The organism is Klebsiella sp. G-Nf4 (assembly GCF_002810615.1).
Lineage (GTDB): Bacteria > Pseudomonadota > Gammaproteobacteria > Enterobacterales > Enterobacteriaceae > Klebsiella > Klebsiella variicola.
In genome coordinates this window covers 13,648-40,180 of sequence record NZ_PION01000005.1, presented here as the reverse complement: position 1 = coordinate 40,180, position 26,533 = coordinate 13,648, and the positions used below count along the sequence as shown (strand labels likewise).

At 57.8% G+C, this 26,533-nt stretch carries 27 protein-coding genes; 22 read left to right on the top strand and 5 right to left on the bottom strand.

What is annotated here, in order from left to right:
• Positions 1-130: 130 nt before the first annotated feature.
• The 20 genes from plsX to CWM57_RS11865 all read left to right on the top strand — a co-directional run bounded on the left by plsX (position 131) and on the right by CWM57_RS11865 (position 18,193).
• Positions 131-1,228: a phosphate acyltransferase PlsX gene (gene plsX / locus CWM57_RS11965; protein ID WP_206052723.1), complete on the top strand. Its 1,098-nt coding sequence runs from the start codon at positions 131-133 to the stop codon at positions 1,226-1,228.
• A 54-nt stretch (positions 1,229-1,282) separates the two neighbouring features.
• Entirely contained in the window at positions 1,283-2,236 is a 954-nt protein-coding gene (locus CWM57_RS11960) for a beta-ketoacyl-ACP synthase III (protein WP_002899288.1), read from the top strand.
• Positions 2,237-2,251: 15 nt separating this feature from the next.
• The gene (gene fabD, locus CWM57_RS11955) at positions 2,252-3,181 is read left to right on the top strand and encodes an ACP S-malonyltransferase (RefSeq protein WP_100675976.1); all 930 of its coding nucleotides are present in this window, start codon (positions 2,252-2,254) and stop codon (positions 3,179-3,181) included.
• 12 nt (positions 3,182-3,193) lie between these two features.
• A complete protein-coding gene (gene fabG, locus CWM57_RS11950; protein ID WP_002899294.1) occupies positions 3,194-3,928 on the top strand; it encodes a 3-oxoacyl-ACP reductase FabG in 735 nt (244 codons plus the stop codon).
• Between the two features lie 210 nt (positions 3,929-4,138).
• Complete coding sequence (gene acpP, locus CWM57_RS11945) at positions 4,139-4,375, top strand: acyl carrier protein (protein WP_000103754.1); 237 nt, start codon at positions 4,139-4,141, stop codon at positions 4,373-4,375.
• 89 nt (positions 4,376-4,464) lie between these two features.
• Positions 4,465-5,706 carry a beta-ketoacyl-ACP synthase II gene (fabF, locus tag CWM57_RS11940; RefSeq protein WP_100632022.1) on the top strand — a complete coding sequence of 414 codons (1,242 nt, stop codon included), beginning with the start codon at positions 4,465-4,467 and terminating at the stop codon, positions 5,704-5,706.
• A gap of 126 nt (positions 5,707-5,832) precedes the next feature.
• Entirely contained in the window at positions 5,833-6,642 is an 810-nt protein-coding gene (gene pabC / locus CWM57_RS11935) for an aminodeoxychorismate lyase (protein WP_100675975.1), read from the top strand.
• Between the two features lies 1 nt (position 6,643).
• On the top strand, positions 6,644-7,666 hold the full coding sequence (gene yceG, locus CWM57_RS11930; protein ID WP_100632024.1) for a cell division protein YceG: 1,023 nt from the start codon (positions 6,644-6,646) through the stop codon (positions 7,664-7,666).
• Positions 7,656-8,297: a dTMP kinase gene (tmk, locus tag CWM57_RS11925; protein ID WP_008805990.1), complete on the top strand. Its 642-nt coding sequence runs from the start codon at positions 7,656-7,658 to the stop codon at positions 8,295-8,297. Before yceG ends, tmk begins: the two co-directional genes overlap by 11 nt.
• The gene (gene holB / locus CWM57_RS11920; protein ID WP_061155075.1) at positions 8,294-9,298 is read left to right on the top strand and encodes a DNA polymerase III subunit delta'; all 1,005 of its coding nucleotides are present in this window, start codon (positions 8,294-8,296) and stop codon (positions 9,296-9,298) included. The genes tmk and holB overlap by 4 nt, the downstream gene beginning before the upstream one ends.
• Positions 9,299-9,308: 10 nt before the next feature.
• Positions 9,309-10,103, top strand: coding sequence for a metal-dependent hydrolase (locus CWM57_RS11915; protein ID WP_100675974.1), 795 nt, complete (start codon positions 9,309-9,311; stop codon positions 10,101-10,103).
• Between the two features lie 296 nt (positions 10,104-10,399).
• Entirely contained in the window at positions 10,400-11,833 is a 1,434-nt protein-coding gene (ptsG, locus tag CWM57_RS11910) for a PTS glucose transporter subunit IIBC (RefSeq protein WP_008805993.1), read from the top strand.
• 261 nt (positions 11,834-12,094) lie between these two features.
• Positions 12,095-12,451, top strand: a complete 357-nt coding sequence (gene hinT, locus CWM57_RS11900; protein ID WP_004204571.1) for a purine nucleoside phosphoramidase — start codon at positions 12,095-12,097, stop codon at positions 12,449-12,451.
• Positions 12,452-12,455: 4 nt separating this feature from the next.
• Positions 12,456-12,830: a YcfL family protein gene (locus tag CWM57_RS11895; RefSeq protein ID WP_002900683.1), complete on the top strand. Its 375-nt coding sequence runs from the start codon at positions 12,456-12,458 to the stop codon at positions 12,828-12,830.
• A gap of 21 nt (positions 12,831-12,851) precedes the next feature.
• The gene (gene lpoB / locus CWM57_RS11890) at positions 12,852-13,490 is read left to right on the top strand and encodes a penicillin-binding protein activator LpoB (RefSeq protein ID WP_162678317.1); all 639 of its coding nucleotides are present in this window, start codon (positions 12,852-12,854) and stop codon (positions 13,488-13,490) included.
• Entirely contained in the window at positions 13,471-14,298 is an 828-nt protein-coding gene (gene thiK, locus CWM57_RS11885; protein WP_074386328.1) for a thiamine kinase, read from the top strand. The genes lpoB and thiK overlap by 20 nt, the downstream gene beginning before the upstream one ends.
• 23 nt (positions 14,299-14,321) lie before the next feature.
• Positions 14,322-15,332, top strand: coding sequence for a beta-N-acetylhexosaminidase (nagZ, locus tag CWM57_RS11880; protein WP_165784191.1), 1,011 nt, complete (start codon positions 14,322-14,324; stop codon positions 15,330-15,332).
• A 35-nt stretch (positions 15,333-15,367) separates the two neighbouring features.
• Entirely contained in the window at positions 15,368-15,910 is a 543-nt protein-coding gene (ycfP, locus tag CWM57_RS11875; protein WP_002900775.1) for an alpha/beta hydrolase YcfP, read from the top strand.
• Between the two features lie 245 nt (positions 15,911-16,155).
• Positions 16,156-17,460, top strand: a complete 1,305-nt coding sequence (locus tag CWM57_RS11870) for an NAD(P)/FAD-dependent oxidoreductase (RefSeq protein ID WP_008805997.1) — start codon at positions 16,156-16,158, stop codon at positions 17,458-17,460.
• A 193-nt stretch (positions 17,461-17,653) separates the two neighbouring features.
• Entirely contained in the window at positions 17,654-18,193 is a 540-nt protein-coding gene (locus CWM57_RS11865) for a glycine zipper 2TM domain-containing protein (protein ID WP_008805999.1), read from the top strand.
• Between the two features lie 57 nt (positions 18,194-18,250).
• Here CWM57_RS11865 and CWM57_RS11860 read toward each other — a convergent pair whose 3' ends face one another.
• Positions 18,251-20,440: a TonB-dependent siderophore receptor gene (locus tag CWM57_RS11860; protein ID WP_100675972.1), complete on the bottom strand. Its 2,190-nt coding sequence runs from the start codon at positions 20,438-20,440 to the stop codon at positions 18,251-18,253.
• A gap of 68 nt (positions 20,441-20,508) precedes the next feature.
• Between CWM57_RS11860 and CWM57_RS27660 the strand changes: the two genes are divergently transcribed.
• Positions 20,509-20,631, top strand: coding sequence for a hypothetical protein (locus tag CWM57_RS27660; RefSeq protein WP_165784190.1), 123 nt, complete (start codon positions 20,509-20,511; stop codon positions 20,629-20,631).
• Positions 20,632-20,683: 52 nt separating this feature from the next.
• Here CWM57_RS27660 and CWM57_RS11855 read toward each other — a convergent pair whose 3' ends face one another.
• Positions 20,684-21,319 (bottom strand): TetR/AcrR family transcriptional regulator, encoded by a 636-nt coding sequence (locus CWM57_RS11855; protein ID WP_100675971.1) that lies wholly within the window; start codon positions 21,317-21,319, stop codon positions 20,684-20,686.
• On the bottom strand, positions 21,316-21,435 hold the full coding sequence (locus CWM57_RS27655) for a hypothetical protein (RefSeq protein WP_165451836.1): 120 nt from the start codon (positions 21,433-21,435) through the stop codon (positions 21,316-21,318). Before CWM57_RS27655 ends, CWM57_RS11855 begins: the two co-directional genes overlap by 4 nt.
• A gap of 133 nt (positions 21,436-21,568) precedes the next feature.
• Between CWM57_RS27655 and bhsA the strand changes: the two genes are divergently transcribed.
• Positions 21,569-21,826, top strand: coding sequence for a multiple stress resistance protein BhsA (gene bhsA, locus CWM57_RS11850; RefSeq protein ID WP_022065354.1), 258 nt, complete (start codon positions 21,569-21,571; stop codon positions 21,824-21,826).
• 128 nt (positions 21,827-21,954) lie between these two features.
• On the opposite strand, the gene ldtC is transcribed toward bhsA, so the two are convergent.
• Both ldtC and mfd read right to left on the bottom strand, forming a co-directional pair.
• A complete protein-coding gene (gene ldtC, locus CWM57_RS11845; RefSeq protein WP_100675970.1) occupies positions 21,955-22,914 on the bottom strand; it encodes a L,D-transpeptidase LdtC in 960 nt (319 codons plus the stop codon).
• 163 nt (positions 22,915-23,077) lie between these two features.
• On the bottom strand, positions 23,078-26,524 hold the full coding sequence (gene mfd / locus CWM57_RS11840) for a transcription-repair coupling factor (protein ID WP_100675969.1): 3,447 nt from the start codon (positions 26,522-26,524) through the stop codon (positions 23,078-23,080).
• Positions 26,525-26,533 lie beyond the last annotated feature (9 nt).

The window sequence follows — 26,533 nt, the reverse complement described above, 5'->3', positions numbered from 1 at the left end:
GGTCACCAGGGGCATCAATGCCCGAATTGTTGCGTCTGCAGCGTGAATATTCGCGAGTGCCAGCGTGATGAAGCTTAGTGAGGACTCCCCGGGCAACTGGGGAATCACCGAACCGGGCAGCGACGATACCTTGACACGTCTAACCCTGGCGTTAGATGTCATGGGGGGCGATTTTGGCCCATCCGTGACGGTGCCTGCAGCACTGCAGGCACTGAACTCTAATTCGCAACTCACACTTCTTTTAGTCGGCGACCCCGACGCCATCACGCCATTACTCGCCAAAGCTGACTTTGAACAACGTTCGCGTCTGCAGGTTATTCCTGCGCAGTCAGTTATTGCCAGTGATGCGCGACCCGCACAGGCTATCCGCAGCAGTCGCGGAAGCTCAATGCGCGTGGCGCTGGAGCTTGTGAAAGAAGGGCGGGCGGAAGCCTGCGTCAGCGCCGGCAACACCGGCGCGCTGATGGGGCTGGCGAAACTGCTGCTCAAACCGATCGAAGGTATTGAGCGGCCGGCGCTGGTGACGGTTCTGCCGCACCAGCAGAAGGGCAAAACCGTGGTGCTGGATCTCGGCGCCAACGTCGATTGCGACAGCACGATGCTGGTGCAGTTCGCCGTCATGGGCGCGGTGCTGGCGGAGGAAGTGGTTGGCATTACCAACCCGCGCGTCGCCTTGCTGAATATCGGCGAAGAAGAGATGAAAGGCCTCAGCAGCATTCGCGATGCTGCCGCAGTGCTGAAAACGCTGCCTTCCCTCAACTACATCGGCTATCTTGAAGCCAATGAATTGTTGACCGGAAAAACCGATGTGCTGGTTTGTGATGGATTCACGGGCAACGTCACATTAAAAACCATGGAAGGTGTTGTCAGAATGTTCCTTTCGCTGCTGAAATCTCAGGGAGAGGGCAAAAAACGGTCGTGGTGGCTGCTGTTATTAAAACGTTGGTTACAAAAAAGCCTGGCGAGGCGATTCAGTCACCTCAACCCCGACCAGTATAATGGCGCCTGTCTGTTAGGATTGCGCGGTTCCGTGATCAAGAGTCATGGTGCTGCCAATCAACGCGCCTTTAGCGTCGCGATAGAGCAGGCAGTGCAGGCGGTGCAGCGGCAAATTCCTCAACGGATCGCCGCGCGCCTGGAATCTTTATACCCAGCTGGTTTCGCGCTGCCGGAAAGCGACAGTGACGTGAACTCCCGACAGCAAAGCGGGACGAATGGCCACGATTGACGCCGCGGCAGGTTGAAAGAGGCGGGTATATTACCCAAGAGTGACTGAGCGTACATGTATACGAAGATTATTGGTACCGGCAGCTATCTGCCCGAGCAAGTGCGTACAAACGCCGACCTGGAAAAAATGGTAGAGACCTCTGACGAGTGGATTGTCACCCGCACAGGTATCCGTGAGCGTCGTATTGCCGCAGCGCATGAAACAGTTGCTACGATGGGCTTTGAAGCCGCAAAGCAGGCGCTGGCGATGGCGGGCGTGTCCGCGGAGCAAATTGGTCTGATTATCGTTGCGACCACCTCCGGCACGCATGCGTTTCCGAGTTCGGCATGCCAGATTCAGTCTATGCTGGGCGTCAAGGGCTGTCCGGCGTTTGACGTCGCCGCCGCCTGCGCCGGTTTCACCTATGCGCTGAGCGTCGCCGATCAGTACGTGAAAAACGGCGCGGTGGATTATGCGCTGGTGGTGGGGGCCGATGTGCTGGCGCGCACCTGTGACCCGGCCGATCGCGGAACGATTATTATTTTCGGCGACGGCGCCGGCGCCGTGGTGCTGGGCGCGTCTGAAGAGCCAGGCATTATCTCGACGCACCTGCATGCCGACGGGAGCTATGGTGAACTGCTGACCCTGCCGAACGCCGATCGCGTCGATCCGGAAAACCCGATCTATCTGACGATGGCCGGCAATGAAGTCTTTAAAGTAGCGGTCACCGAACTGGCGCATATCGTTGACGAGACGCTGGCAGCCAACAATCTTGAGCGCTCGGCGCTGGACTGGCTGGTGCCGCATCAGGCTAACCTGCGTATCATCAGCGCGACGGCGAAGAAACTGGGCATGTCGATGGATAACGTCGTCGTGACGCTTGACCGCCATGGCAACACCTCCGCGGCGTCAGTTCCTTGTGCGCTGGATGAGGCTGTCCGCGATGGCCGCATTCAACGCGGTCAGCTGATTTTGCTGGAAGCCTTTGGTGGCGGTTTCACCTGGGGTTCCGCGCTGGTTCGTTTTTAGTATAAGGATTTAAACATGACGCAATTTGCTTTTGTGTTCCCGGGACAGGGTTCTCAGGCCGTAGGTATGCTGGCCGATATGGCTGCCACCTGGCCGGTGATTGAAGAGACCTTCGGTGAAGCTTCCGCAGCGTTGGGTTACGATCTGTGGGCGCTGGCTCAACAGGGCCCGGCAGAAGAACTGAATAAAACCTGGCAGACTCAGCCGGCGCTGCTGACCGCCTCCGTGGCGCTGTACCGCGTCTGGCAGCAGCAGGGTGGCAAAGCGCCGACGCTGCTGGCGGGTCACAGCCTCGGCGAATACTCCGCGCTGGTTTGTGCCGGCGTTATTGATTTCGCGGATGCCGTTCGTTTGGTTGAACTGCGCGGGAAATTCATGCAGGAAGCCGTACCGGCAGGTACCGGCGCGATGTCTGCGATTATCGGTCTCGATGACGCTTCTATCGCCAAAGCGTGTGAAGAGTCCACCGAAGGGCAGGTGGTTTCGCCGGTGAACTACAATTCGCCGGGCCAGGTGGTTATCGCCGGGCACAAAGAGGCCGTTGAACGTGCGGGCGCTGCATGTAAAGCTGCAGGCGCCAAACGTGCGCTGCCGCTGCCGGTGAGCGTGCCTTCCCACTGCGCGCTGATGAAGCCAGCTGCAGAAAAACTGGCGCTGGAGCTGCAGAAAATCACCTTCAACGCGCCGACGATTCCGGTGGTGAATAACGTCGACGTGAAATGCGAAACCACGCCAGACGCCATTCGCGACGCGCTGGTGCGCCAGCTGTACAGCCCGGTTCAGTGGACCAAAACCGTTGAGTATATGGCTGCTCAGGGCGTAACGCATCTGTATGAGGTTGGCCCGGGTAAAGTCCTCACCGGTCTGACCAAACGTATTGTTGACACCCTGACCGCTTCCGCGCTTAACGAGCCGGCGGCGATGTCTGCGGCGCTTGAGCAATAAAAGAGGAAAACCATGAGTTTTGAAGGAAAAATCGCGCTGGTTACCGGTGCAAGCCGCGGTATTGGCCGTGCAATCGCTGAAACGCTTGTCGCTCGTGGCGCGAAAGTTATCGGTACTGCGACCAGCGAAAGCGGCGCGCAGGCCATCAGCGACTATTTAGGCGCCAACGGTAAAGGTCTGATGTTGAATGTGACCGACCCGGCATCTATTGAATCTGTTCTGGAAAATGTGCGCGCAGAGTTTGGCGAAGTGGATATCCTGGTGAATAATGCCGGAATCACTCGCGACAACCTGTTAATGCGCATGAAAGATGATGAGTGGAACGATATTATCGAAACCAACCTGTCATCGGTTTTCCGTCTGTCAAAAGCGGTAATGCGCGCTATGATGAAAAAGCGTCATGGACGTATTATCACTATCGGTTCTGTGGTTGGTACCATGGGAAATGCGGGTCAGGCCAACTACGCTGCGGCGAAAGCGGGTCTGATTGGCTTCAGTAAATCACTGGCGCGTGAAGTTGCGTCACGCGGTATTACTGTAAACGTTGTTGCTCCGGGCTTTATTGAAACGGACATGACGCGTGCGCTGACCGATGAGCAGCGTGCGGGTACGCTGGCGGCAGTTCCTGCGGGGCGCCTTGGCACCCCAAATGAAATCGCCAGCGCGGTTGCATTTTTAGCCTCTGACGAAGCAAGTTACATCACTGGTGAAACGCTGCACGTTAACGGCGGAATGTACATGGTCTGACCGAGATTTGTGCAAAACGTTCAGGAACCGCGCACTTCGCACGGTTCCCTGTGCGGTTTTGTGCGAAAAGATTTGCGTTCTTAGGGCAAACGGCCTCAAAATAGCGCAAAATCGTGGTAAGACCTGCCGGGATTTAGTTGCAAATTTTTCAACATTTTATACACTACGAAAACCATCGCGAAAGCGAGTTTTGATAGGAAATTTAAGAGTATGAGCACTATCGAAGAACGCGTTAAGAAAATTATCGGCGAGCAGCTGGGCGTTAAGCAGGAAGAAGTTACCAACAATGCTTCCTTCGTTGAAGACCTGGGCGCTGATTCTCTTGACACCGTTGAGCTGGTAATGGCTCTGGAAGAAGAGTTTGATACTGAGATTCCGGACGAAGAAGCTGAGAAAATCACCACCGTTCAGGCTGCCATTGATTACATCAACGGCCACCAGGCGTAAGTGAACATCTCCAGGCGGTCATTCGACCGCCTGAGTTTTATCTTTTTTTTGTCCCACAAGAATCTATTTTCCCTCCCTGGAGGACAAACGTGTCTAAGCGTCGTGTAGTTGTGACCGGACTGGGCATGTTGTCTCCTGTCGGCAATACCGTAGAGTCTACCTGGAAAGCTCTCCTTGCCGGTCAGAGTGGCATCAGCCTGATCGACCATTTCGATACTAGCGCCTATGCAACGAAATTTGCTGGCTTAGTAAAGGATTTTAACTGTGAGGACATCATCTCGCGCAAAGAACAGCGCAAGATGGATGCCTTCATTCAATATGGAATTGTCGCTGGCGTTCAGGCCATGCAGGATTCTGGCCTTGAAGTGACGGAAGAGAATGCAACCCGTATTGGCGCCGCTATCGGCTCCGGTATTGGCGGTCTCGGCTTGATCGAAGAAAACCACAGTTCGCTGGTCAACGGCGGACCGCGTAAGATCAGCCCATTCTTCGTTCCTTCCACAATTGTTAACATGGTGGCCGGGCATCTGACCATCATGTTTGGTCTGCGTGGACCAAGTATCTCTATCGCGACCGCGTGTACTTCAGGCGTGCACAACATTGGCCAGGCCGCGCGCATTATCGCCTATGGCGATGCCGATGCGATGGTGGCAGGCGGTGCGGAAAAAGCCAGTACCCCGCTTGGCGTGGGTGGCTTCGGCGCGGCGCGTGCGCTCTCCACGCGCAATGACAACCCGCAGGCGGCGAGCCGTCCGTGGGATAAAGATCGCGACGGCTTTGTGCTGGGCGACGGCGCGGGCATGGTGGTGCTGGAAGAGTACGAGCATGCCAAAAAACGCGGCGCGAAAATCTATGCCGAGATCGTTGGCTTTGGGATGAGCAGCGATGCTTATCATATGACGTCACCGCCGGAAGATGGCGCGGGTGCCGCGCTGGCGATGGTGAATGCCATTCGCGATGCGGGCATCGAACCTGGTCAGATTGGCTACGTCAACGCCCACGGCACCTCGACGCCGGCTGGCGATAAAGCGGAAGCGCAGGCGGTTAAGTCTGTCTTCGGCGATGCGTCGAGCCGCGTCATGGTGAGCTCCACCAAATCCATGACCGGGCATCTTCTGGGCGCGGCAGGGGCGGTAGAGTCGATCTACTCTATCCTGGCGCTGCGCGATCAGGCGGTTCCGCCGACGATCAACCTCGATAACCCGGATGACGGCTGCGACCTCGACTTCGTTCCGCACGAAGCGCGTCAGGTTTCCGGTTTGGAGTACACCCTGTGCAACTCCTTCGGCTTTGGCGGCACTAACGGTTCGTTGATCTTCAAAAAAGTGTGACAGGGCTTGCCCCGGTACTGCTTTAACAAAAGGCCCGTTTGTCGGGCCTTTTTTTATTCAGTTTTCTCCGCTTGTCCTCTGCTCTGGGTCCTGAGACACTGACCGACCAGTGAAAAGGAGTCCTTTATGTTCTTGATAAATGGCGTTGCACAGGACACGCTGGCGGCGAACGATCGCGCCACCCAGTTTGGCGACGGCTGTTTTACTACCGCCCGCATTCAGCAGGGGCAGGTTGCGCTGCTGACGGCTCATCTGGCGCGTTTGCAGACAACCTGTGAAAAATTACGTATCCCGTTTCACGACTGGTTGACGCTGAGCGAAGAGATGCAGCGTCTGGCGCGGCCGCACGCGCAGGGCGTGTTGAAGGTGATCCTCACCCGCGGTGTTGGCGGAAGGGGATACAGTACGGCGGGCTGCGTGTCGCCCACCCGCATTCTCAGTGTCTCTCCATTCCCGGAGCATTATGCGCGCTGGCGGGAGGAGGGCATTACCCTGACCCAGAGCCCGGTGCCCCTGGGTCGCAACCCCTGGCTTGCCGGCCTGAAGCATCTTAATCGTCTTGAGCAGGTGCTGATCCGCTCTCATCTTGAGCAGACGGACGCTGATGAGGCGCTGGTCCTTGACAGTGACGGGTGGCTTACGGAATGCTGTGCCGCGAATTTATTCTGGCGTCAGGGACGGGATGTATTTACTCCGCGACTCGATTACGCCGGGGTCAACGGCATTATGCGGCAGCGCTGTATCGCGCAGCTGGCACCATCGACATTTCGTGTTGTCGAAGTGACAGCGCGTCCTGAGGCATTGCGGGAAGCCGATGAAGTGCTTATCTGCAATGCGCTGATGCCGCTGGTGCCGGTTCGTCGCTGGGAGGAGACCGTCTGGTCCTCGCGCGAGCTTTACCATTTTTTAGCCCCTTTGTGTGAGCTGTCTGGTTAGTATGAAGAAAATGTTACGTTTTATTCTGCTGTTGGTGGTGGTGCTGGGCATCGCTGCAGCGGCAGGCATGTGGAAGGTACGCCAGCTGGCGGACAGCAAGCTGCTGATTAAAGAAGAGACCGTCTTCACCCTGGAGACCGGTACCGGCCGTCAGGCGTTGGGTCAGGCTCTTTATCGCGAAAAGGTAATCAATCGCCCCCGCGTTTTCCAGTGGCTGCTGCGGGTGGAACCTGAGCTGTCTCACTTCAAAGCCGGGACCTATCGCTTCACGCCGCAGATGACGGTACGCGAGATGCTGCAGCTGCTGGCCAGCGGTAAAGAGGCGCAGTTTCCGCTGCGCTTTGTCGAAGGCATGCGCGTCAGCGACTACCTGCGCCAGCTGCGCGATGCCCCGTACGTGAAGCACACTCTTGATGATGATAGCTACGCGACGGTGGCTAAGGCGTTAGGTCTTGAGCATGCCGACTGGGTGGAGGGCTGGTTCTGGCCGGATACCTGGATGTACACCGCCAATACCAGCGATATCGCCATCCTCAAGCGTGCGCATCAGAAAATGGTCGCGGAAGTGGCGAAGATCTGGGAAGGACGGATGGAGAATCTGCCCTATGCCGATCAGAACCAGCTGTTGACCATGGCCTCGATTATTGAGAAAGAGACCGCGGTGGCGGAAGAGCGCGACCGCGTCGCGTCGGTATTTATCAACCGTCTGCGCATCGGTATGCGCTTACAGACCGATCCGACCGTGATCTACGGGATGGGCGAGGGGTATACTGGTAAACTAACGCGTAAGGATCTCGAGACGCCGACCGCATACAATACCTATACCATCAGCGGCCTGCCGCCTGGTCCTATCGCGGTGCCGGGCGAGGCATCGCTGAAGGCGGCCGCCCATCCGGCGAAAACGTCATATCTCTATTTTGTCGCCGACGGGAAAGGGGGCCATACGTTTACCACAAACCTGGTCAGTCATAACCGTGCGGTGCAGGACTATTTGAAAGTACTTAAGGAAAAAAATGCGCAGTAACTATATCGTCATCGAGGGGCTGGAGGGCGCCGGGAAGACCACCGCACGTCAACTGGTGGTGGAGACGCTGCAGTCGGCAGGTATTCACGATATGGTGTTTACCCGCGAGCCGGGGGGCACTGTCCTTGCCGAAAAACTGCGTAGCCTGGTGCTGGATATCCAGTCCACGGGTGATGAAGTCATTAATGATAAAGCGGAAGTGCTGATGTTTTACGCGGCGCGCGTCCAGCTGGTGGAGACCGTGATTAAGCCTGCGCTGGCCCGCGGCCAGTGGGTGATCGGCGATCGTCACGATCTGTCGACTCAGGCTTATCAGGGCGGCGGCCGGGGAATCGACCGTACGATGCTGGCGACGCTGCGCGATGCGGTACTCGGCGATTTCCGCCCCAATCTGACGTTGTACCTCGACGTCACGCCGGAGGTGGGGCTGCAGCGCGCCCGGGCCCGCGGCGAGCTTGATCGCATTGAGCAGGAGTCCATGAACTTCTTCAATCGCACCCGCGCGCGCTACCTTGAGCTGGCCGCTGCAGACCCGTCGATCCGCACGGTTGACGCGACCCAGCCGCTCGACGCCGTCGCTCGCGACATTCGCGCCACGATCGCCCAGTGGATGGCGGAGCAACCGGCATGAAATGGTATCCGTGGTTGCGTCCGTCGTTCGAGCAACTGGTCGGTAGCTATCAGGCCGGACGAGGCCACCACGCCTTACTGTTACAGTCTCTGAGCGGAATGGGCGGTGAGGCGTTGATTTACGCGCTGTGCCGCTTCCTGATGTGCCGCCAGCCCGAAGGGCATAAAAGCTGCGGCCACTGCCACAGCTGCCAGCTCATGCAGGCCGGCACGCATCCTGATTACTATCCGCTGGCCCCTGAAAAGGGTAAGAGTGCGCTGGGCATTGATGCGGTGCGCGATGTCAACGAAAAGCTCTATGAGCGCGCGCGCCTTGGCGGGGCGAAAGTGGTGTGGATTAGCGATGCCGCTTTACTGACAGATGCCGCCGCCAACGCGTTGCTGAAGACGCTGGAAGAGCCGCCGGAAAATACCTGGTTCTTCCTCGCGTGCCAGGAGCCGGCGCGTCTGCTGACGACCCTGCGCAGCCGCTGTCGTCTGCACCACCTGTCGCCGCCGACGGAATCTTATGCTCTGGCCTGGCTGGAGCGTGAGGTGAGCCTGCCGCAGGAGGCGCTACTGACGGCGTTGCGTCTGTGCGCCAGCGCGCCAGCCGCGGCGCTCGAACTGTTACAGGAGCCGCAGTGGACGGCGCGTCAGCAGCTGTGTCAGGCGCTGGCAAGCACCCTGGCGAGCGGTGACTGGCTGGCGTTGCTGCCGATACTCAACCATGAACAGGCGGCGGTTCGCCTGCACTGGCTGGCATCGCTGCTGGTCGATGCGCAAAAACGACAGCAGGGGATTGCCCTGGTAAGTAACCCGGACGTCTGGCCGCTGCTGGAGCAACTGGCGCACAGCCTGCCGGCCGCCCGGCTGCAGGCGATCGCCCATGACGTCTGTACCTGCCGCGAGCAATTGCTGAACGTCGTCGGCGTCAACCGCGAACTGCTGCTCACCGAGCGCTTGCTGCGCTGGGAACATTACCTGCAACCCGGGACGGTTTTACCCGTATCCCACCTCTGAGTGAGACATTATGTTTTTAGTCGACTCCCACTGCCATCTTGATGGTCTGGATTATCAAACTCTGCACAAAAACGTCGACGACGTTCTGGCAAAAGCGGCCGCGCGTGATGTGAAATTCTGTCTGGCGGTCGCCACGACGTTGCCCGGCTACCGCAGTATGCGTGAGCTGGTGGGGACGCGTGATAACGTCGTCTTCTCCTGCGGCGTGCACCCGTTAAACCAGGACGAACCCTACGATGTGGAGACGCTGCGCACGCTGGCGGCGGAAGAGGGCGTTGTGGCGATGGGGGAGACCGGTCTGGATTATTTTTATACCCCGGAAACCAAAGCCCAGCAGCAAACCTCATTTCGCGACCACATTCGCATTGGCCGCGAGCTGAATAAGCCGGTGATCGTCCACACTCGCGACGCGCGCGCCGATACCCTGGCCATTTTACGCGAAGAAAAGGTGACGGATTGCGGTGGCGTACTACACTGTTTCACTGAGGACAGGGAGACAGCGGGTAAATTGCTCGACATGGGGTTCTATATCTCGTTTTCCGGCATCGTCACTTTTCGTAACGCCGAGCAGCTGCGCGATGCGGCGCGCTATGTTCCGCTGGATCGTCTGCTGGTGGAGACCGATTCGCCGTACCTGGCGCCAGTCCCCCATCGCGGCAAAGAGAACCAGCCGGCGCTGGTCCGTGACGTTGCGGAATACATGGCGGTGCTGAAAGGTGTGTCGCTGGAGCAACTGGCCCAGCAGACCACTGACAATTTTGCCACCCTGTTCCACATTGACCCCGCCCGCTTGCAACCTGCTTGATCTGCCTATTATTTTAAGGCTCGTAATTAATAACCAAAGCGAGTAAAGTTCACCGCCACAAAAGTGGCGGTGAAGGTTTTTTGGCAACATCCAGATACAACTTATGTAAGGTGATGTAAATTTTTACCGGAAGGCTGATTGAAACGTGATAGCCGTCAAACAATCATCCTGTTAATTATTTTACTCTGTGTAATAAATAAAGGGCGCTTAGATGTCCTGTCCACGGCACGGTTCTCCCCCCGGGCCAATGCGTGAAAACGTAAAAAAGTACCAAATACTCAGGAGCACTCTCAATTATGTTTAAGAATGCATTTGCTAACCTGCAGAAGGTCGGTAAATCGCTGATGCTGCCGGTATCCGTACTGCCTATCGCAGGTATCCTGCTGGGCGTCGGTTCCGCAAACTTCAGCTGGCTGCCAGCCGTGGTCTCCCACGTTATGGCAGAAGCAGGCGGTTCAGTTTTCGCCAACATGCCGCTGATCTTCGCTATCGGTGTGGCCCTCGGCTTCACTAATAACGACGGTGTATCCGCACTGGCTGCAGTCGTGGCTTACGGCATCATGGTGAAAACCATGGCGGTTGTTGCGCCGCTGGTGCTGCATTTACCTGCTGAAGAGATTGCGGCAAAACACCTGGCTGATACCGGCGTGCTTGGCGGTATTATCTCCGGTGCTATCGCCGCGTACATGTTCAACCGCTTCTATCGCATCAAGCTGCCAGAATACTTGGGCTTCTTTGCGGGCAAGCGCTTTGTACCGATTATCTCTGGTCTGGCCGCTATCTTCACCGGCGTGATCCTCTCCTTCATTTGGCCGCCGATCGGTTCCGCGATCCAGACCTTCTCCCAGTGGGCTGCTTATCAGAACCCAGTGGTAGCGTTTGGCATCTACGGTTTCATCGAGCGTTGCCTGGTGCCGTTTGGTCTGCACCACATCTGGAACGTTCCTTTCCAGATGCAGATCGGCGAATACACCAACGCGGCTGGTCAGGTGTTCCACGGCGATATCCCGCGCTACATGGCAGGCGACCCGACCGCGGGCAAACTGTCTGGCGGCTTCCTGTTCAAAATGTACGGTCTGCCGGCAGCGGCTATCGCGATTTGGCACTCTGCTAAACCGGAAAACCGCGCCAAAGTGGGCGGTATCATGATCTCCGCCGCGCTGACCTCGTTCCTGACCGGTATCACCGAGCCGATCGAGTTCTCCTTCATGTTCGTGGCGCCGATCCTGTACGTTATCCATGCCATTCTGGCGGGTCTGGCGTTCCCGATCTGTATCCTGCTGGGTATGCGTGACGGTACCTCGTTCTCCCACGGCCTGATCGACTTTATCGTCCTGTCCGGTAACAGCAGCAAGCTGTGGCTGTTCCCGATTGTCGGTATCTGCTATGCGATCGTGTACTACGTCATTTTCCGCGTGCTGATTAAAGCCCTGGATCTGAAAACACCGGGTCGTGAAGATACCACCGAAGAGAGCAAAGCTGGCGCAACCAGCGAGATGGCTCCGGCTCTGATCGCCGCTTTCGGCGGTAAAGAGAACATCACCAACCTCGACGCATGTATTACTCGTCTGCGTGTTAGCGTGGCGGATGTAGCGAAAGTTGACCAGGCTGGCCTGAAAAAACTGGGCGCCGCTGGCGTGGTAGTGGCAGGTTCTGGCGTACAGGCCATCTTCGGTACCAAGTCCGATAACCTGAAAACTGAAATGGATGAGTACATCCGTAACAGTTAAGACGTAGTATCGGGGAGACTAAGGCAGCCAATTGGCTGCCTTTTTTACGTTACGAGGTGAGGTTTTCTGTGGCGATAACCCTGGAGATTGTCCGGCAAATGCTTAATCCCTCAGCAGCTAAGTCTATAGTTGAATAAGAAAAACGGCTTTCAGGTTGAAAGAGAGGGAGGATGTCGCTCATACTCTTATCTGAACCTGTGCGTCCGCGTTTATCTGCAGAAGCAGGCCAGCGTATGGGATAAAACTAATAAGGAATCAGTCATGGCAGAAGAAACGATTTTCAGCAAAATCATTCGCCGGGAGATCCCGTCGGATATTGTCTATCAGGATGAGCTTGTGACCGCTTTTCGCGACATCTCCCCGCAGGCGCCCACCCACATTCTGATTGTCCCGAATGTTCTGATTCCTACCGTGAATGACGTCACCACCGAACATGAGCTGGCGCTGGGCCGGATGATGACCGTCGCGGCGAAGATCGCCCGCGATGAAGGTCTTGCCGACGATGGCTACCGTTTGATCGTTAATTGCAACCGCCACGGCGGCCAGGAAGTTTACCATATCCACATGCATCTGCTGGGCGGTCGTCCGCTGGGCCCGATGCTGGCGCATAAAGGCTAAGGCCATGCTCAGGACCCTTTTGGGCGCCTGCCTGGCGGCGGGACTGCTGGCCGGATGTAGTTCACATCCGGAGATCCCGGTTTCTGACCAGCAGGCGCTGGTGATGGAATCGAGCGTGCTGGCGGCCGGGATCAGCGCCAGCGAGCCTGCCGTGGTGGCGACGGAGATCCAGGCCACTGCCTCCTCGACGCTGTATAACGAGCGCCAGCAGCCCGTCACCGTGCATTATCGTTTTTTCTGGTATGACGCCCGAGGTCTGGAGATGCACCCGCTGGACGCACCGCGCACCATCGTGGTCCCGGCACGCTCTTCGGTGACATTGTATGGTAGCGCCAATATCCTGGGGGCGCATAAGGCCCGCCTTTATCTTTATCTGTAAGGGGTAATTATAATGATGAAAATGTGTCGCTATGCGTTAATCACAGCACTGGCGATATTCCTCGCAGGTTGTGCGGGGTTACGTGAGAAGCCTGCGCCGGTCGAAGAGGCCAAACCGCAGCCGCAGCAGCCTGCGCAGCCGCAGCCAACGGTGCCGACTGTGCCGGCGGTTCCTGCCGTACCGTCGCAGCCGGGGCCCATTGAGCATCAGGATCAGCAGTCGGGCCAGCCGGCGCCGCGCGTGCGTCATTATGACTGGAACGGCGCGGTCCAGCCGCTGGTGGGGCAGATGCTGCAGGCCAGCGGCGTCAATGCGGGCAGCATTCTGCTGGTTGACAGCGTGAACAACCGCACCAACGGTACGCTGAATGCGGGAGAAGCCACTACCGCGCTGCGTAATGCGCTGGCCGGCAACGGCAAGTTTACGCTGGTCTCGGCGCAGCAGCTGGGGGTCGCCAAACAGCAGCTGGGCCTGTCGCCGCAGGACAGCCTCGGCAGCCGCAGCAAAGCCATGGGTATCGCCCGCAACGTGGGCGCGCAGTATGTGCTTTACTCCAATGCCACCGGCAACGTCAACGCGCCTGAACTGAAGATGCAGTTGATGCTGGTGCAAACCGGCGAGATTATCTGGTCAGGTAAAGGTGCTGTTCAGCAACAATAAGCTGACGCGCGATGAGCTCTTGTCGCGCTTCTTCCCCCGTTATCATCCTGTCGCCTCGCTGAGCCAGAATGGCCTCAGCGGCGGCAGTGTGATTATCAGCGACGGCGACCGGCGGCACGTGCTGCGTCAGCCGCACGACCCGTCAGCCGCTTCCTGTTATTTTCGCCGTCAGTATCGCGCGCTCCGCCAACTGCCTGCCAGGCTGGCGCCAGCCCCGCTGTTTTACTCACCCTGCTGGATGGTGGTGGAATATTGCGCGGGGGAGGTGAAAAGCGAGTTACCGGCCTGCGCGATGCTGTCAGACTTATTGTATGACGTGCATCAGCAACCGCGATTCGGCTGGCGTGTTACCCTCGCACCGCTGCTGGCCCAGTACTGGCAGACGTGCGATCCGGCACGACGCACGCCGCGCTGGCTGCGCTGGCATCAGCGGCTGCGCCGCCAGGGCGAGCCCCGTCCTCTGCGGCTGGCGCCGCTGCATATGGACGTCCATGCCGGCAATATTATCCACAGCGCATCCGGCTTGAGGCTGATCGACTGGGAATATGCCGGCGATGGCGATATCGCGCTGGAGCTGGCCGCGGTGTGGATTTCCCCTCACCAGCGCCGCCAGCTGGTGGCGGCCTATGCCCGGCGGGCGGCTATCGACGCGCAGCAGCTTTGGCGGCAGGTTGCACGCTGGCGCCCGTGGGTCTTGCTGCTGATGGCGGGGTGGTATGAAATGCGCTGGCGGCAGAGCGGCGATCGGCAATTTATCACGCTGGCAGATGAAATATGGTGTCAGTTAGACAACGAACGTAAAGAATAAGAGAGGTCAGTGTGGGCCCAGTCATGTTGGATGTCGAAGGGTATGAACTGGATGCGGAAGAGCGAGAGATTCTGGCGCATCCGCTGGTGGGAGGATTGATCCTCTTTACCCGTAATTATCACGATCCGGCGCAGCTGCGGGAGCTGGTGCGCCAGATCCGCGAGGCCTCCCGGAACCATCTGGTGGTGGCGGTCGATCAGGAAGGGGGGCGTGTTCAGCGTTTCCGTGAAGGCTTTACCTGTTTACCGGCAGCCCAGTCTTTTGCCGCCCTGTTGGGGATGGAAGAGGGGGGCAAACTGGCCGTTGAGGCCGGCTGGCTGATGGCCAGCGAAATGATCGCCATGGATATTGATATCAGCTTTGCGCCAGTGCTGGACGTGGGCCATATCAGCGCCGCGATAGGTGAACGTTCCTATCATGCAGATCCGCAAAAAGCGCTGGCGATAGCGCGTCACTTCATTGACGGCATGCACGCCGCAGGCATGAAAACCACCGGCAAACATTTCCCGGGACACGGGGCGGTGACCGCCGATTCACATAAAGAGACTCCGTTCGATCCGCGGCCGGCGTCGGTGATTCGCGACCACGATATGGCGGTGTTCAAAAGCCTCATCGGCGAACAGCGTCTGGATGCCATTATGCCTGCGCATGTGATTTACCCGGAGCTCGACCCGCGCCCGGCCAGCGGCTCAGCGTACTGGTTAAAAACGGTGCTGCGCGGCGAGCTGGGCTTCGACGGAGTGATTTTCTCAGACGATCTGTCGATGGAAGGGGCGGCGATCATGGGCAGCTATGCCGAACGCGGTCAGGCGTCGCTCGACGCCGGTTGCGATATGATACTGGTCTGCAATAATCGTAAAGGCGCGGTCAGTGTGCTGGATAACCTGTCGCCGATCAAAGCAGAGCGTGTTACGAAATTGTATCATAAAGGTTCCTTTTCCCGTCAGGAGTTAAGGGATTCAGCCCGTTGGAAAACGGTGAGTGCCCAGCTGGAGCAGCTTCATGCGCGCTGGCAAGAGGCGAAGTCCGCGTAACGCTCTGTGGGGCGTTGTTGTCAGGTGAGGATGCGATGATTATCTATTTACACGGTTTTGACTCGAACAGCCCCGGTAACCATGAGAAGGTGATGCAGCTGCAGTTTATCGACCCGGACGTGCGGTTGATTAGCTACAGCACGCGTCACCCCAAGCACGACATGCAGCATTTGCTGAAAGAGGTCGATAAAATGCTGCAGCTTACCGCCGATGACCGGCCGCTGATCTGCGGCGTCGGCCTTGGCGGATACTGGGCGGAGCGGATTGGTTTTCTGTGCGATATCCGCCAGGCGGTGTTCAATCCAAACCTGTTTCCGCATGAGAACATGGAAGGCAAAATCGACCGCCCGGAAGAGTATGCTGACATCGCGACCAAGTGTGTGACCAACTTCCGTGAGAAGAATCGCGATCGCTGCCTGGTGGTGCTCTCCCGGCAGGACGAAGCGCTGGACAGCCAGCGTTCCGCCGACCTCCTGCACCATTATTATGAAATTATCTGGGATGAAGAGCAGACTCATAAGTTTAAAAACATCTCGCCGCACCTGCAGCGGCTGAAAGCGTTTAAAACCCTCGGTTAAGCCTTTTCCCCTGTCATCAAACCCGCGCCGTGTTCACCGCGCGGGTTTTTTTCATGTCTACACTTATTGGTTTCGCTGAAAAAATACGCGACAAAACTTGATGCATATCAATTTTGGTATGACCAATGCACCGTTCATGGTATTCTCGACGGTGCTGAATGGTTTCATTGACGTAACTTGTTGTTAAATAAAGGCTATTATCATAACTTTTATTTAACAATTGGTTAATAATTTTAGGGGTACACATGACTACGCCATTGAAAAAAATCGTAATTGTGGGTGGCGGCGCTGGCGGACTGGAACTGGCAACTCAGCTGGGGAAAAAGTTAGGGCGCCATAAAAAAGCGAAAATCACCCTGGTGGACCGTAACCACAGCCATCTGTGGAAGCCGCTGCTGCATGAAGTGGCGACTGGTTCTCTGGATGAAGGTGTCGATGCGCTGAGCTATCTGGCCCATGCCCGCAACCACGGTTTCCAGTTCCAGCTGGGTTCGGTGGTCGATATCAACCGCGAAGGGAAGACCATCACCCTCGGCGAGCTGCGCAATGAAAAAGGCGAGCTGTTGGTGGCTGAGCGTAAACTGCCGTACGACACGCTGGTGATGGCGCTGGGCAGTACCTCGAATGACTTCAATACCCCTGGCGTGAAAGAGAACTGCATTTTCCTCGACAACCCGCATCAGGCGCGTCGTTTCCATCAGGAAATGCTCAACCTGTTCCTCAAATACTCCGCCAATCTGGGTGCCAACGGTAAAGTGAACATCGCCATTGTCGGCGGCGGTGCTACCGGCGTGGAGCTCTCCGCTGAACTGCATAATGCGGTGAAACAGCTGCACAGCTACGGCTACAAAGGGCTGACTAACGAAGCGCTGAACGTCACGCTGGTCGAGGCGGGCGAGCGTATTCTGCCGGCACTGCCGCCGCGCATTTCCGGGGCGGCGCATAATGAGCTGACCAAGCTGGGCGTACGGGTGCTGACGCAGACCATGGTCACCAGCGCGGATGCGGGCGGCCTGCACACCAAAGATGGCGAATATATTGAGGCGGATCTGATGGTCTGGGCGGCCGGGATCAAAGCGCCAGATTTCATGAAAGAGATCGGCGGCCTGGAAACCAACCGTATCAATCAGCTGGTGGTCGAACCGACGCTGCAGACCACCCGCGACGCGGATATTTTCGCCATCGGCGACTGCGCCTCCTGTGCGCGTCCGGAAGGCGGCTTTGTCCCTCCGCGTGCCCAGGCAGCGCACCAGATGGCTACCTGCGCGCTGAACAACATCCTCGCGCAGATGAAAGGCAAACCGCTGAAGGCTTACACCTATAAAGACCATGGCTCGCTGGTGTCGCTGTCTAATTACTCCACCGTCGGCAGCCTGATGGGTAACCTGATGCGCGGCTCGATGATGGTGGAAGGGCGCATTGCGCGCTTCGTGTACATTTCCCTGTACCGTATGCACCAGATCGCCCTGCACGGCTACTTTAAGACCGGCCTGATGATGCTGGTCGGGCGCATCAACCGCATCATTCGCCCGCGCCTTAAGCTGCACTAATTGTTGTCTCTACCCGGAGCGCACCCTGGCGGTGCCTCCGGGCTCGTCTGCTGAAACGGCGGCGATCCCGCTCAGAATCCTCTGAATCCCTTTGATTTGCTGCGAATTCTCGCACTTTTCATCCGCTATCTGATTTGCGCCTTCCCGGCTCCGGTTGCAAAATTGTATCAACAGCAACAAAGGAGGATCTCCCGTGAATAAATCTATGTTGGCGGGTATAGGGATAGGCGTGGCTGCCGCGCTGGGCGTTGCAGCTGTCGCTGGTCTCAACGTGTTAGATCGCGGCCCGCAGTATGCGCAAGTGGTCTCCAGTACACCGATTAAAGAAACCGTGAAAACGCCGCGTCAGGAATGCCGCAATGTCACGGTGACCCATCGTCGTCCGGTCCAGGATGAAAACCGCATCGCCGGTTCGGTACTGGGCGCGGTGGCGGGTGGGGTGATTGGCCACCAGTTTGGCGGCGGTCGCGGACGTAGTGTAGCGACGGTCGTGGGTGCGCTGGGCGGCGGCTATGCCGGCAACCAGCTGCAGGGGGCGATGCAGGACAACGATACCTACACCACCACCCAGCAGCGCTGTAAAACGGTGTATGACAAATCCGATAAAATGCTGGGCTACGATGTGACCTATAAGATAGGCGATCAGCAGGGGAAAATCCGTATGGATCACAATCCTGGCAGCCAGATCCCGCTGGACAACAACGGCCAGCTGGTCCTGAACAACAAAATCTAAAAACAGATTTGTTTATTGATTAGCCCCTCAATCGCTCAGGCTGAGGGGCTTTTTTTATCAGAAGGTTAACGCGTAATTCAGACCGAAGGTACGGCCACGGCCTTTGTATTCGTACAGCGATGAACTGCCGTAGGTCGGGCTGTAGAGCAGCGGTGCCCGCTGGCCCCAGATGGTGACATAGTCCTCATTAAGCAGGTTTTCGATACTGAAGGTCAGTTTCCCTACCGGCAGCGCGTAACTGCCAATAAAATCAACGGTGTTATAGCCTTCCAGCTTGTTGCCGGCGGCGTCGCTGAGGTCAAACACCTGCTGGCTCTGCAGGCGCAGGCTCCACGGATCCGGTGCCCAGCCCACCCAGGCGGTGGCTTTGGACGGCGAGGCGAGGGTGACGTCCCATTTTTGCCAGCGGCCGTCGGTTTGCACCTGTGATTTCAGCACGTTGAAGTTGCCGCCGACGCTCCAGTCGCTGTCCGGAATAAAGTAATCGACCGCCCCCTCAACGCCATAAATACGCCGTTTGTCGGACTGAACGTCAATGGTCATGTCGGTGCGGTTGACGACGATGGTCTTATCTGACGTCGAGTAATACGCCGCCAGCTGGGTGCGCAGGTTATCGCCGGTGTAGCGCCAGCCCAGCTCATACGAATTAACTTTGATCCCCTGCAGCGGCGAGTCACCGACATTGACGCTGGAAATCAGCGGCAGATGGCCATTGACCGCCGCGCCGTATTTACCGATACCGTAGTATTTGCCAGGATCCGGTAGCTCGACGCCCTGCGAGAAGTTAAACCAGGTCTGCTGACGCTCGGTCAGATGCGCCACGATCCCGGCGTTGAACAGGAAGTTATCGTAGTCGGTTTTGCCGCCTTTGATGGCGTCGGCGGAGCGCGCTTTCCCGTTGGCGATATCCTGTTGCTGGGCGTAGCCGACAAAGTCGTCAACCCGATTTTCGGTCCACTGGTAGCGAACCCCGCCGCTGAGGGTAAAGATATCGTTCAGATCGTAGCTAGACTGCAGGAACGGCGCGACGTTGGAGATGCTGTATCCCGGGTAGCGGCCGGTGGTGTAGATCGATTCGTTGTGCAGCCCGCCGGACGCCAGCGATTGCTGCAGATCGAAGAACATCTGGTTGGCATTGAAGGTCTCATGATCGGCGTCGAGACCCCAGGTCAGATCCCATCCTGCCAGCGGCTGACTGTTGAGGGTCAGCTTTGCCCCATACTGATCGGTATCCTGCTGCGACGAGGAGAAGCTACTGACCTGGCCTTTCGTGAGCGTCGGGAACGGATAGAAGGTGAGGGACTCATCGCGATAGTACACCTGACTCACCAGATTCTGGCCGAAGAAGTCGGCATCGGAGTACTGGAGGCTGATCAGGTGGCGTTCGGTGCCGGGGATACGGTCGGAGTTGAGCCCGTCGGTGGTGTACGCTTTGCCGCCGCTGGTGACCGCGGACATGTTCTTCCCGAGCCACAGGCCGTAGTCATCATCGCCCTGGCTTTTATAATACTGGGTGACAAGCTGTAGCTGGCGGTTGTCATCGATCTCAATCGTCCCCGTCCCCATGACGTCGAGGCGGTCAGAGTGCTGGAGCCCCGTTTGCGTGTTATCGAGGATCAGCGCATCATTATTGCCATCGTACCAGCCGCCGAAACGCTGATAGGCCACCGATAAGCGCCCGGATGCATGGTCTGTCCCGCCGCTGACGGCTGCCGCGATGCGCTCATCATGATCGTTACTGTTCGCAAACCCGCTCTTGCTGCCCACCTCGAGATCGACCTGGCGATCCTGTTGCCCTTTCTTGGTGACGATGTTGATAAGCCCGCCGGTACTGCCTCCGCCATACAGCGAGGTCGCCCCGGAGATTACTTCGATATGTTCGATGTTGAATGGGTCGATGGCGTCGAGCTGGCGACTGTCGGTGCGTGAGGAATTGAGCCGGACGCCATCGATCAGCACGACGATGGCGCGCCCGCGCATGTTCATCCCGTAATTGGTGCGCCCCTGGCTGCTCACATCGATGCCTGGGATCAACTGCGCCAGAACGTCTTTGAACTCTTTCCCGCCCTGGACCTGCTGCTCAATCTCCTGGCCCTCAATGACCCAGGTGGTTTGGGCCATTTCGGCCACGGTGCGATGGGTGCGGTTTGCGCTAACGATGATGCTGTCTTCATCAGACTGAGCCGCCAGCGCAGGCAGCGTGCTGACCAGCAGCAGAGGGTGGAGCACCCAGAGGCGCTTTTTCATATCCATTCCTTTTATGAGCAAGTTGCTTTGTCGTTGTTATAGGCCGACGCGGGTCGGCATTAGTTACAATGCGAAACATCTGGAAAAACTCAAAAAAGGATTTTGCACATAATGAATATCGCAATCAATATCATTTGCGTTTATCTTTTGCGGGGAAAGACAATAGAAATCAATCTGTTTTGTGTGGGTAAAGCGAACTGGAGAGCGGATCCGGCGGCAGAATTCCGCCGGAAGCGGGGCGCATCAGGACTCGAGGAGCTGCGGCCAGAGACGGAAGGTGGTATTGGTGATTTGCATCAGCTTATCGAAATCCGCGCCTTCCCGCGCGCTAATCGACATGCCCTGCAGTACACAGTTTAAAAACTGCGCCAGCTGCGCGACATCGCGGCCAGCGGGCAGTTCGCCCTGCGCTTGCCGCTGCTGCAGAAACTGGGTCAGCGCCTGCTCCTGCATCGCATGGCGTGACTTGATGGTATTGGCGATATCCGTCGAGGAGGCGGCCAGCGCGGCGGAGGTATTAATGATAAAACAGCCAGCCGGCGTCTCTTTGCTGGTAAAGCAGGTGGCGACCGCCGTGAAGTAATCCCGCAACGCACCGTCGACGGGTTTCCCCTCGGCAAAAAGCACCGCTTCATGCTTCGCGGCAAAGCGCGAAATGTAACGATCCAACACTGCGCGGAACAGTCCTTCTTTATTCACAAATTCCGCATACAGGGTGGGGGCTTTTGCTCCTGTCGCCTCGACCAGATCGGCGAGCGAGGTCGCCTCATAGCCGTGCTGCCAGAAGAGTGTCATGGCTTTGTCCAGCGCCGCATCCCTGTCGAACACCTTCGGTCGGCCACGGCTTTTTTTGGCGCAACTTTGAACGTCAGTTGTCATGATGCCGTTGTACCTATGTTGGTTTGGTGAAAGGTCATTATAAAAATAAACGATCGCCGGGGCCAGCGCTGTTGGTTTAAAAATAAATAATTCATATGAGTATGAAATTTAAGCATTTTATAAATAGTTAAACGATCGTTATAAAAATGCGTTGACGTGTGATGTAGATCACATTACTATTTACCTATCGATCGTTAAGTTAATACTTACGACCCTACTAAAAAATTCATCTGCACAGGTATAATAATCATGAAAACCGTTAATACTCTGGCTATTGCCGCCGTTCTTAGCTCACTCTCTTTCGCCAGCTTTGCCGCTGTTGAGGTGCAGTCCACCCCAGCGGGTCAGCATAAAGTAGGCACCATCTCTGCTTCTGCCGGGACCAACCTGGGTTCGCTGGAAGACCAGCTGGCGCAGAAAGCAGAAGAGATGGGCGCCACCTCATTCCGTATTACTTCGGTAACCGGTCCGAACACCCTTCACGGTACCGCCGTTATCTACAAGTAAGCCCGATGCGTCGCTGCCCGGCCCCCTTCACCGGACAGCGATGAGTAAGACCCTGTTGTACCCCTGTTTGACCCTTGCCAACAAAAAACCCGCCATCAGGCGGGTTTTTTGTTTTCTGCAACATGAGACTACATCGACTGCGGGCCTGGCGCGAAATGACGGGTGACGTCAATGGGCATGCCCGAGCGGTAATTCATCGCACGCTCCATCACCGTCCCGTCGGTCTGCGGCGCCTGTTTGAACTCCGTCATGGCCGCGTTAAGCGTAATGGGCAGGGTCTGCGGGTCGTCATCGATATGCTCAGACAGCGGCTGATGGACCTCAACCAGACGGCGACCATCCGGCTCTACCGACGCCTTGATTGGCGTGTTGATGATATTCACCTTAGTGCCTGGCGAGATGGCGTTGTACAGCGCCTTAATATCATTGTCGCGCAGACGAATGCAGCCGGAGCTGACGCGCATGCCGATGCCGAAATCGGCATTGGTGCCGTGCAGGAGATAGACTCCGCCATAGGCGGCGAGGCGGATGGCGTGATGGCCCATCGGGTTGTCAGGACCGGCAGGCACCACCGCCGGCAGCTCAATTCCCATTGCCTTGTAGCGGGCGCGAATGTTAGCGGTAGGCGTCCAGGTCGGATTGGCCCGCTTGTCGGACACGGTCGTGACCATCGTCGGTGTGATGGTGGTTCCACCCAGCTGGCCGATGCCGATCGGGTAGACGGTCACTTCATTCTTGCCCGGCGGGTAATAGTAAAGACGCAGTTCGGCGAGGTTAATCACCAGCCCTTCGCGCGGCGCATCGGGCAGCAGCGTCTGCAGGGGGATGGTCAGCACGCTGCCGGCGCGGGGAACATAGGGGTCCACCCCGGGATTGGCCTGCAGCAGGGCCAGAAAGCCGACATTGTACTTTTTGGCAATCGCCTCCAGCGAACCGCCGTTATCCTGCACCACATGGAACGCATTCTGACCTACCAGCCGGCTACCCGGCGGGGGAAGGGGCCAGGTGTTGGCGCGCGCGGGCAGTGCCAGCGCGGCGACCAGCGCGACCAGCGCCAGCCAGAGCGTAACGGGGAAACGGTTTCTCATTACCATAACTCCAAAATATATAATTGGTTATTTTTATATGAAAAGCAGATGAGATTATGGCGTGAGTCTGTGTGGGGAAATCCAGGCGGATTGCAAAATGTTTGTAAAGATTGCCAGGTATGTAGGAAGGGAGATACGGCTCGGGGGCCGTATCTCCTGCCAGTCAGGCGACGGCGTTCTCTTCCAGCTGACGCATAAACTGGCGAACCCAGTCCATCCGCGTTTTACGCTCTTCCAGATCCTGCATGAATTTCAGGCGCGTCGGCCCGTCCAGCCGGAAGTGCTGCGGCTGCTTCTGCAGCAGGCCGATCAACCACACCGGATTGACGTTGTTTTTCTCGTTGAACTCGACCACGCCGCCTTTTTCGTTGCTTTCCAGTTTGCGGATCCCCAGTTTCTGCGCCTGCTGACGCAGCCGGGCAATATCCAGCAGGTTGCGGGCGGCATCGGGCAGGCGGCCAAAACGATCGATCAGCTCGACTTTGATCTCCTCCAGATCGAGTTCGTTTTTGGCGCTGGCAATGCGCTTATAGAACGACAGGCGCGTATTGACGTCGGGGATGAAATCGTCAGGCAGCAGGGAAGGCATGCGCAGTTCAACTTCCGTTTGCTGGCTGGTGAGATCTTCCAGCGAGGGCTCGCGTCCGGCTTTCAGCGCATCGACTGCGTTCTCCAGCAGCTCCATATACAGAGAGAAACCGATGGTTTCCATCTGGCCGCTCTGATCTTCGCCGAGCAGTTCCCCGGCCCCGCGAATCTCCAGATCGTGGGTCGCCAGCGCAAAGCCGGCGCCAAGATCTTCCAGCGACGCAATGGCTTCAAGGCGCTTTTGCGCATCGGTGGTCATTGCTTTCGGATGCGGCGTCAGCAGCCAGGCATAGGCCTGATGATGCGAACGGCCAACGCGGCCGCGCAGCTGGTGCAGCTGGGCGAGGCCAAAATGGTCGGCGCGTTCGATGATGATGGTGTTGGCGGTGGGAATGTCGATCCCGGTTTCGATGATGGTGGTGCACACCAGCACATTGAAGCGCTGGTGATGGAAATCATTCATCACCCGCTCCAGTTCGCGCTCCCGCATCTGACCGTGACCGATGGCGATCCGCGCCTCAGGCACCAGCTCCGCCAGCTTGTCGGCGGCTTTCTGGATGTTTTCGACGTCATTAAACAGATAGTAGACCTGGCCGCCGCGCAGCGTTTCGCGCAGGATCGCCTCGCGCACGACCAGGGCGTCGTATTCGCGAACGAAGGTCTTCACCGCCAGACGACGGGCCGGCGGCGTGGCGATGATCGACAGATCCCGCATCCCGCTCATCGCCATGTTCAGCGTCCGCGGGATCGGCGTGGCGGTGAGGGTCAGGATATCGACATCGGCGCGCATCGCTTTGATGCGTTCTTTGTGACGAACGCCAAAGCGGTGCTCTTCGTCGACGATCAGCAGCCCCAGATCGCGTAGCTTCACTTCGCTCTGCAACAGTTTGTGGGTGCCGATTAAGATATCGATTTTGCCTTCCGCGGCCTGTTCGAGGATCTGCGCCTGCTCTTTAGCGCTGCGGAAGCGGGAGAGCATTTCGATGCGTATCGGCCAGTTGGCGAAGCGATCGCGGAAGTTATCATAGTGCTGCTGAGCCAGCAGGGTGGTCGGCACCAGCACCGCCACCTGCTTGTGGTTTTCCACGGCGAGGAAGGCGGCGCGCATAGCCACTTCGGTCTTACCGAAGCCCACATCGCCGCACACCAGGCGGTCCATGGCCAGCGGCTGGCACATATCGCTGAGGACGGCGTTAATCGCCTGCGCCTGATCCGGCGTGGTTTCAAACGGGAAGCCGTCGCAGAACAGCTGATACTGTTCGCGGTCGTGTTTAAAGGCAAAGCCTGCCTTCGCCGCGCGCTGGGCGTAGATATCCAGCAGCTCTGCCGCTACGTCGCGTACTTTCTCAGCCGCTTTTTGTCGCGCCCGGGTCCAGGCATCGCCGCCCAGCTTGTGCAGGGGCGCGTTCTCTTCCGCCCCGCCGGCGTAACGGCTGATAAGATGCAGGGAGGATACCGGAACGTATAGCTTGGCATCGTTGGCGTAGGTCAGCATCAGGTATTCGCCGGTGATGCCGCCGGCTTCCAGGGTGGTCATTCCCGCATAGCGGCCCACGCCGTGCTCCAGATGGACAACCGGCTGGCCGATATGCAGTTCGGCGAGGTTGCGAATCAGGGTGTCAGGGTTGATGGTGCGACGGGAATCCTGACGACGGCGCGCCACCCGCTCGCCGAGCAGGTCGCTCTCGCAAATCAGCGCCAGATCGCGCTGGCTGTCGATAAACCCGTGCTCGGCGGCGCCAATCATCAGATAGCGGCCGCTGCCGGTGGCTTCCTCCAGCCGCCGCACGTGTTTTGGCGCAACTTTGATCCGCGCCAGCATTTCGCTCAGCGCTTCACGGCGACCCTCGCTTTCCACCGAGAAGATCACCGGGCCGGTAAACGCTTCGAGGAAGCGACGCAGATTATCCAGCGGCGCTTTGTTTTGTGCCTGCACCGCGAGGTCCGGCAGCGTCTGGTAGCCCAGATTGGTGTTCGCCGCTTTGTCCGCCAGACGCTCGGTTTTCAGCTGCACGCGCGGCCATTTTTTCAGTTCGCTAAACAGCTCATCGCTGCGCAGCCACAGCAGCTCAGGCGGCAGGAGCGGGCGCATCGGGTCGACGCCGCGGTTTTCAAAACGGGCCCGGGCTTCATTCTGGAAGCGCTCCGCGCTGGCTTCCAGATCGCCAGTGTTGACGATCAGCGTGCTGGCCGGGAAATAGCTAAATAACGGCGGCAGCGGCTCGCTGAAGAACAGCGGCTGCCAGTATTCGATACCGGCAGGCAGCGTCCCTTTACTGACCTGCTGATAGATATGTTCGGCATCGCGCTTCACCTCAAAGCGATCGCGCCACTGGCTGCGGAACAGCTCGATGGCGGTCTGGTCGGTGGGAAATTCGTGTGCCGGCAGCAGGTTAATGGCCGCCACTTCCTCCAGTGTACGCTGGCTGTCGACGTCGAACAGGCGCAGGCTGTCGATTTCATCGTCAAAGAAATCGAGGCGGTAGGGCTGATCGCTGCCCATCGGGAACAGGTCGAGCAGCGCGCCGCGAGTGGCATATTCGCCGTGCTCCATCACCTGATCGACATGGCGGTAGCCGGCGCCCTCCAGCTGAGCGCGCAGCGCATCGCGCGACAGGCGCTGGCCCTTTTTCATCACCAGCGCGTGGCCGTGAAGGAAACTGTGCGGACAGACGCGCTGCATCAGGGTGCTGACCGGGACGATCAGCACGCCGCGCTGCATAGTGGGTAACTGGTAAAGGGTGGCAAGACGGGAGGAGATGATGTCCTGATGCGGCGAGAAGCTGTCGTAAGGGAGCGTTTCCCAGTCCGCCAGCCCCATCACCATGCTGTCGGTGAACTGCCTGATTTCGTCGTTCAGACGCAGCGCGTTTTGCATGTCAGGCGCCACCAGCACCACCGGGCCGTTGTGGCGTTCGGCCATCTCCGCCACCAGGGTGGCGCAGGCTGCGCCGGTCAACTCGCCAAGCTGGCGCTGATCGCCGGCTTTGACCGGCAATGAGTATCGATATTGTTCAGGCATAGACGGTTT